Genomic DNA, 6,694 nt, shown 5'->3' on the forward strand with positions numbered 1-6,694 from the left:
CGCCGAAGTCGGCGCTCATCAGCTTGTCCCGGAAGTCGGCTGGGTAGCCGTTCCAGCCCACCAGGCGGGGGTAGAACCAGCCGCCGGTCACGTTCTCGGGAGGCTCGTCGTTGCTGTTGGCGAAGCGGAAGTCGTGGGTGGAGAGGCCGTCCTTGTGGTAGACGATCTTCGGGTGGGTGCCGTCGAAGCGGACTGCGGAGCGGGCGGCCACCTGGTAGCTGGTGTGCTGGGACACTGAGACGTGCTGGACCTCGTTGTTGTTGATCCACACGACGACGTGTTCCCAGTCGTGGGTGTGCCCGATGGCGGCCGGGCCGTAGGTGGCCTGGTCCTTCTCGAAGTAGCTGGCGTACATGACGGCGCACCAGCCGTTGTTGCACTTCTCGCGTGAGTAGGTGTTGGCGTTGGCGAGTTGGGCGTAGTCGTGGCAGTGGCCGTTGACGTCGCCGCCGAGTTTCAGACCGGGGTTGATGGTGCCGTCGGCGCCGATGGCGGCGGTGGCGTAGCAGCCGTCGCCGTCGTAGTCGTAGGCGGGGGAGAAGGTCTGTTCCAGGCCGTCGGCGTTCTGCGGCAGCAACTGCAGGACGTTCGCGTGGGCGCTCGCCGGAACGGCCACGGCGAGTGTCATGGCGCCCAGTGCGGCGAGCAGGGCCCTGGCAAGGGACTTCACGTTGGGCATTACGGCTCCTTGTCGGGGCGGCCGGCGTCAGCAGTACAGGTTGCTGCCCGGTGAAACCCCGAGGATCTGGGTGAAGCGCTGGTAGGCGTCCACGCGGCTCTGCACCTGGGCCGGGTTCTTGCCGTCGCATTCGAGGGAGCCGTTGATGCTGCGGATGGTCTGGCCGAATCCGGCGCTGTTGACCATGGCGTTGTGCGGGGTCATGCTGCCTGGTCCCGATTGGGTGTTCCAGTACCACAGGCCGGTCTTCCAGGCGACGGAGGCGTTGTTCTCCACCTGCCAGGGGTTGTTGAGCAGGTCGATGCCGAGTGCGTCACCCGCCGCCTTGTAGTTGAAGTTCCAGCTGAGCTGGAGCGGTCCGCGGCCGTAGTAGGCGGCCTGTCCGGCGGGGCAGCCGTACGGCTGGCCCCAGTCGCAGTAGGTGGGGTAGTTGGCGGTGTTCTGCTCGACGACATAGACCAGTCCGCCGGTCTCGTGGCTGACGTTCGCGAGGAAGGCGGCGGCCTCCTGCTTCCTGACCGTGTCGCTGCCGGTGTTCGCGAAGGCCGGGTAGGCGCTGAGGGCCGCGGTGAGTCCGCTGTAGGTGTAGAAGGAGTTCCGGTTCGGGAACATCTGGTTGAACTGCGCCTCGCTCACCACGAAGCCGGACGGAGTGCTGTCGCCGCCGCTCGCGGGTGCGTTCCACTTCTGGTTGGCGCCGCCGCTGCAGCTCCAGATCTGTGTCCGGGTGCCGTTGGCGGAGTTGTTGTCGGTGACGTCCAGGCACTTGTCCGCCTGGGGGTTGACGATGTCGTGGGCGGCGGTGACGGTCCACTTCTGGTTGGCGCCGCCGGTACAGGACCACAGCTGCACCTTGGCGCCGTCGGCGGTCGAATTGCCGGTCACGTCGAGGCACTTGCCGAGGGCGCGGATGGTGCCGTCGGTGCCGACCGTCCACTGCTGGGCGTTGGTGCCGTTGCAGTCGTAGAGCTGGACGGGCGTGCCGTCGGCCGAGTTGGCCCCGGCGACGTCGAGGCACTTGCCGGCGAGCCCGGTGATGGCCCCGGTGTCGGCCTGGGCGGGGGCTGCGGTGAGCAGGCACGCGGAGAGACCCAGTGCGGCGGTGAGGGCGGCTGTGGAAAGGGATCGGGCCATGAGAGGGGGGTGGCCTTTCACATGGGGGGTGGCGGCCGACGCCTCACTTCATGAACGGAGGGAGGCGTCGTACAACGCGTGGCTGACCCGAGAACCTAAAGGGGGGCGACTGCTTTCGTCAAGTAGTGAAGTAAGCCTAGTGAAAAGGTAGTTGACAGGCAGACGGCCAAGAGCCGCGGTCGCGCCGACGGTGGCGCCGAGAGCGCGGAAGCCTCTGCGACTCGGGCGGTTGTCGGGCGATCTGGTGTGATCGGTGTGCTGGGTGGTCCCACCTTGCGCCCTCCGTCCGGGGAACGGGGCATGCGGGGGCGACGGATACGGGGCCGTCGGGTTCGGCGGGGTCGTGCGACCCGCCGGACCCGCCAGTCAGGGGATCAGCATGCGTTCGCTGTCCGTGCCACCGGATCGGCTACCAGCCGACGGCGACCAGGAGCCATTGCGGATCGGCGTGGGAGATGAAGGAGGACTGGCCCGCCACGTCGTCGTAGGGGAAGCCGTAGGCGAGGTGGTTGATGGCGTTGTCGTGCCAGAACTTGGCGTAGTAGTTGGCTGGTGCCGCCGTGTAGAACTGGGCCGGGTCGGACTGCTCGGAGGCCGGCAGGGTGGCGACGTGGCGGTTGAGGGCGGCACACATGTCGGGATTGCCCGCCAGCGAGGCGGCGCAGCCGAAGATGTCGGAGGTGGCCGCGTTCACGCCCACTGACTGGGCGTAGGCGGTGAAGTAGTTCGCGTTGGCGCCGCCCGCGCGGAAACTGGGGTCGCTGCCGGGCGCGATGATCCGGTACGGGGCCTGGGCCTGGGCCAGGACCTTGAACTGGTCCGGAACGGCGTCGGTGAAGCGTTGGAAGGTGGTGGCGCGGTCCTCGGCGAAGGTCTGCCGGTTCTCGCCGACCTCGACGTCGTAACCGTCCTTGCTGTGCAGGCGCATGGCCAGCTTGAGGCCGAAGGCGTCGACCCGGGTGGTGTTGCCGTTGAAGACATTGTTGCCGACGGTGAACTCGATGAAGTCGTAGTACGGGCTGTTGGGCGAACCGAGGTAGAAGTACATGCGGCCCGCGGAGTTGGCCGGCATGTCGAGGTAGGGCTGCTCGGCGATGGAGTGCACCTGCCCGTTGAAGCTCCAGTACACCTGGCTGTCGGGATACTTGCCGTTGGTGCGGTTGAGGATCTTCACCTCGACGGCGTTGCTCGCCGGGGGGATGTCGCTGGTGCTGCCCCAGAAGTCGTCCGGCGGGGTGGTGCCGCCGGGGCCGTAGACCTGGAACTCCCACAGGGAGTAGCCGTACGGGGTGCCCCGCGCGGTGCCGTAGAGGCGGACGTAGCGGCCACTGCCGGAGATGGCGATGTCCTGCGTTCCGCCGGTGGCGGTGGTGGTGGAGTAGACGGTGGTCCAGGTGCCGGCGTCGGTGGAGGTCTGGATCTGGAAGGCGGTCGCGTAGGCGGCCTCCCAGTTCAGGGTGACACGGCTGAGCTGCTGGACGGATCCGAGGTCGACCCGCAGCCATTGCGGGTCGGAGAAGGCCGAGGACCAGCGGGTGCCTGTGTTGCCGTCGACCGCCGCGCTTGCGGGGAAGGAGCCGTTCTCGGTCGAGGAGGCGGTGGCGGGCCTGCCCTGGGACAGTAACTGGTCGGCGGCGCGCGCGGGCGTCGGTGCCAGGACTGCGAAGCAGGCGGCGATCAGGGCGACGACCAGGCCGAGGGCCGCGCGTGGGCGTGCGGCGCCGACCGGCGGTCTGCGGGTGGGTGCGCCGGCGGAACTCTGCATGTGGGGTCTCCTCAAGCCGGTCCGGCATGCGTGGGGATGGAGCAACAGCAGACATGAGAGCGCTCTCTCGGGTTGTAGTCCTACCGGTGTCAGCCGTCAACAACTGAAGCCGAAATCAGTCGGGTTTGCGGCCCTGTCGACGACACGGCACTGATCTCGCCTCCGGTGTCGCGTATGGCGCGTCCGGCGCATTCGGCTTCCGACCGCCCGATCAGCCCCAAGTCGGACTCTGCTTACATCCCTTGACGCATCCGGTATGGACCTAACCGCCGTCACGCCGACTCGCGACCCACCAGTCAGGGCTCGGAGACGACCGGCGTCGCGTCTGTGAGTGCGCCGTGGGTGTGCTCGTCGAGCAGCGGGTCAGCTCCGCCGCCCTCTCCTCAACCGGCCGGCGGACGTGGCCAGTCGAGAACGGCAGGTGACAGCGATACCGGCGTCGTCGAAGCCGACGACGGCCACGTCCTCGGGCACCCGGCGGCTGCGCCGGCGCAGCACTTGGCAGGCGCCGTGGGCCATGAGGTCGTTGGCTGCGAACACGCCGTCCGCGTCCGGGTGGCGGTCCAGCAGTCCGACATGGCCGCGATACCGCTGTCGAGGTCAAGCCGCCCTCGGCGAGTGGGACGTTCGGGCGGCCGTGAGGGGCGAGCATGTCGCGGAACCCGGCCAGGCGTTCCCGGCTCGCCGCTACGTCCAACGGGCCGCATGGCCGAGGCCCGCGTCGAGCAGGGTGCCGAGGTGCGGGCAGCGGCCGGGGTGTCCGCGAAGGACTCCGTCGCGCCCCGACGTACCCGTGCACGACGATCCCCGGTTCTGCGCCTCGCCCCCAAGAGGGCCGATCCGACACTGCCCCTGGTCGGCCCAGCCACGGGACGCGGCGGACCACACCTCCCCTGGGGGCCCTCACCGAACCCACCGATGACCAAGATAATTCACGCCTTATATTTTGATGTATTGACGGCCGGGCGGGCTGCCCCTAGCGTCCGATCCGCATCGCGCCCCCACATCGCGACCAAGGAGAAACGTGTGACCGACGTTCCCGCCGCCGTTCCCGCCGCGCGCGTCCGCGCACCCCGTCGGCGCAGACGCACGGCCGCCCTCACGACAGCCTTCGTGCTGCCGGCCGCCGCCGGTATCGCGCTGGCTACCGCCCCGAGTGCCGCCGCCGCGAGCATCCCCACCGCTCCCACCGCCGTCGTCAACGCAGGCAGCGGCAAGTGCGTCGACGCGAGCGGCGGTGCCACCGGGAACGGCACAGCCGTGCAGCAGTACGCCTGCAACGGCACCGGAGCGCAGTCCTGGCAGTTCACCCCGACCGACAGCGGCTACTACCGGATCGGCGTGGCCTCAGCGCCGGACCAGGTCTGGGACGAGACCGGCGTCTCCACCGCCGACGGCGCGCTGACCCAGCTGTGGCTCTACGGCGGCGGCGCCAACCAGCAGTGGCTGCCGGTCGCGGAGGCCTCCGGGACGTACCACTTCGTCAACCGCAACAGCGGCAAGTGCCTCGATGTGCCGTCCGCGTCCACCGCCGACAGCGTCCAGCTGCAGCAGTACACCTGCAACGGCACCGCCGCCCAGTCCTTCTCGCTGTCCGCCGGCATCACCCCGCCGGCCGGCACCCCGGACTTCGGCCCCAACGTCACGGTGTTCGACCCGTCGATGCCGACGTCCACCATCCAGTCGAAGATCAACCAGGTCTACAGCACCCAGCAGAACAACGAGTTCGGCACCCAGCGCAACGCCCTGCTGTTCACCCCCGGCACCTACAACGTCGACATACCCGTCGGCTACTACACCCAGGTCGCCGGACTCGGCCTGTCACCGGACCAGGTGTCCATCACCGGCGGAGGCGTGCACGTCGAGGGTCACACCAGCGACGGCAACGCCACCCAGAACTTCTGGCGCGATACCGAGAACATGTCGGTGAGCCCCAGTTCGGGCAGCACCATGTGGGCCGTCTCGCAGGCCGACCCGTTCCGGCGCATGGACGTGCACGGCAGCATGAAGCTGTGGGACGACACCCACGGCACCAGCACCAACTGGTCCAGCGGCGGCTACATCGGCGACTCGCGGGTCTCCGGCCAGATCAACTCCGGGACCCAGCAGCAGTTCCTCACCCAGGACACCGCCATGAACGGCGGCTGGACCGGGCACAACTGGAACATGGTCTTCGTCGGCGACACCGGCGCCCCGGCGACCAGCTTCCCCAATCCGCAGTACACCACCGTCGCCCAGAGCCCGGTGATGCGCGAGAAGCCGTTCATCTACGTCGACAGCTCGGGCAACTGGCAGGTGTTCGTCCCCTCGGTGCGCACCAATGTCCAGGGCCCGGACTGGACGAACGGCAGCGCCCCGGGCACCTCGCTGCCGATCAGCCAGTTCTACATCGTCAAGCCCGGTGACACCGCCACGACGATCAACAACGCGCTCGCCGCCGGCAAGAACCTGATCGTCACCCCGGGCGTCTACCACCTGTCCGCCCCGCTCAACATCACCCGCCCCGACACCGTCGTCCTCGGCCTGGGCCTGGCCACCCTCGTCCCGGACAACGGCGTCACGGCGATCACGACCGCCGATGCCGACGGCATCGACATCGCCGGGCTGCTCATCAGTGCGAACACCACCAACTCCAGCACCCTCATGCAGGTCGGCCCGACCGGCTCGACTGCCAGCCACACCGCCGACCCGATCGTGCTGCACGACGTGTTCTTCCGCATCGGCGGCGACATCGCCGGCAAGGCCACCCAGACACTGGTGATCAACAGCAACGACGTCATCGGCGACGACCTCTGGCTGTGGCGCGCGGACCACACCAACGGCGTCGGCTGGACGACCAACCCGGCCGCAGGCGGACTGATCGTCAACGGCAACAACGTCACCATGTACGGCCTGGCGGTCGAGCACTACCAGAAGTACCAGACCACCTGGAACGGCAACGGCGGCCGCACGTACTTCTACCAGAGCGAGACCCCCTACGACGTCCCCGACCAGTCCGCCTGGACCACCAGCGGAGGCGACCTCGGCTACGCCTCCTACAAGGTCGCCAACTCGGTCACCTCACACGAGGCATGGGGTGTGGGTGTCTACGCCTACCTCCGCGACAACCCCTCCGT

Annotated in this window: 4 protein-coding genes and 1 pseudogene; 1 reads left to right on the forward strand and 4 read right to left on the reverse strand. The window is 68.4% G+C overall.

Going from position 1 to position 6,694, the window contains the following annotated elements; genetic code table 11:
* The 4 genes and pseudogenes from ACWC2T_RS45350 to ACWC2T_RS45365 all read right to left on the reverse strand — a co-directional run.
* On the reverse strand, window positions 1-679 hold a 679-nt coding region (locus tag ACWC2T_RS45350), incomplete at its 3' end, for an NPP1 family protein (RefSeq protein ID WP_450676140.1).
* A gap of 27 nt (window positions 680-706) precedes the next feature.
* Window positions 707-1,813, reverse strand: a complete 1,107-nt coding sequence (locus ACWC2T_RS45355; RefSeq protein WP_351208777.1) for a lectin — start codon at window positions 1,811-1,813, stop codon at window positions 707-709.
* 409 nt (window positions 1,814-2,222) lie between these two features.
* Window positions 2,223-3,578, reverse strand: coding sequence for a beta-1,3-glucanase family protein (locus ACWC2T_RS45360; RefSeq protein ID WP_351208778.1), 1,356 nt, complete (start codon window positions 3,576-3,578; stop codon window positions 2,223-2,225).
* A gap of 296 nt (window positions 3,579-3,874) precedes the next feature.
* Window positions 3,875-4,284, reverse strand: a pseudogene (locus ACWC2T_RS45365) (substrate-binding domain-containing protein); the annotation flags it as partial.
* A gap of 320 nt (window positions 4,285-4,604) precedes the next feature.
* Here ACWC2T_RS45365 and ACWC2T_RS45370 point away from each other — a divergent pair.
* Window positions 4,605-6,694, forward strand: a 2,090-nt coding sequence (locus tag ACWC2T_RS45370) for an RICIN domain-containing protein (RefSeq protein WP_450676141.1), incomplete at its 3' end; no start/stop codon positions are given.

It is taken from the genome of Streptomyces sp. NPDC001393, assembly GCF_053597455.1.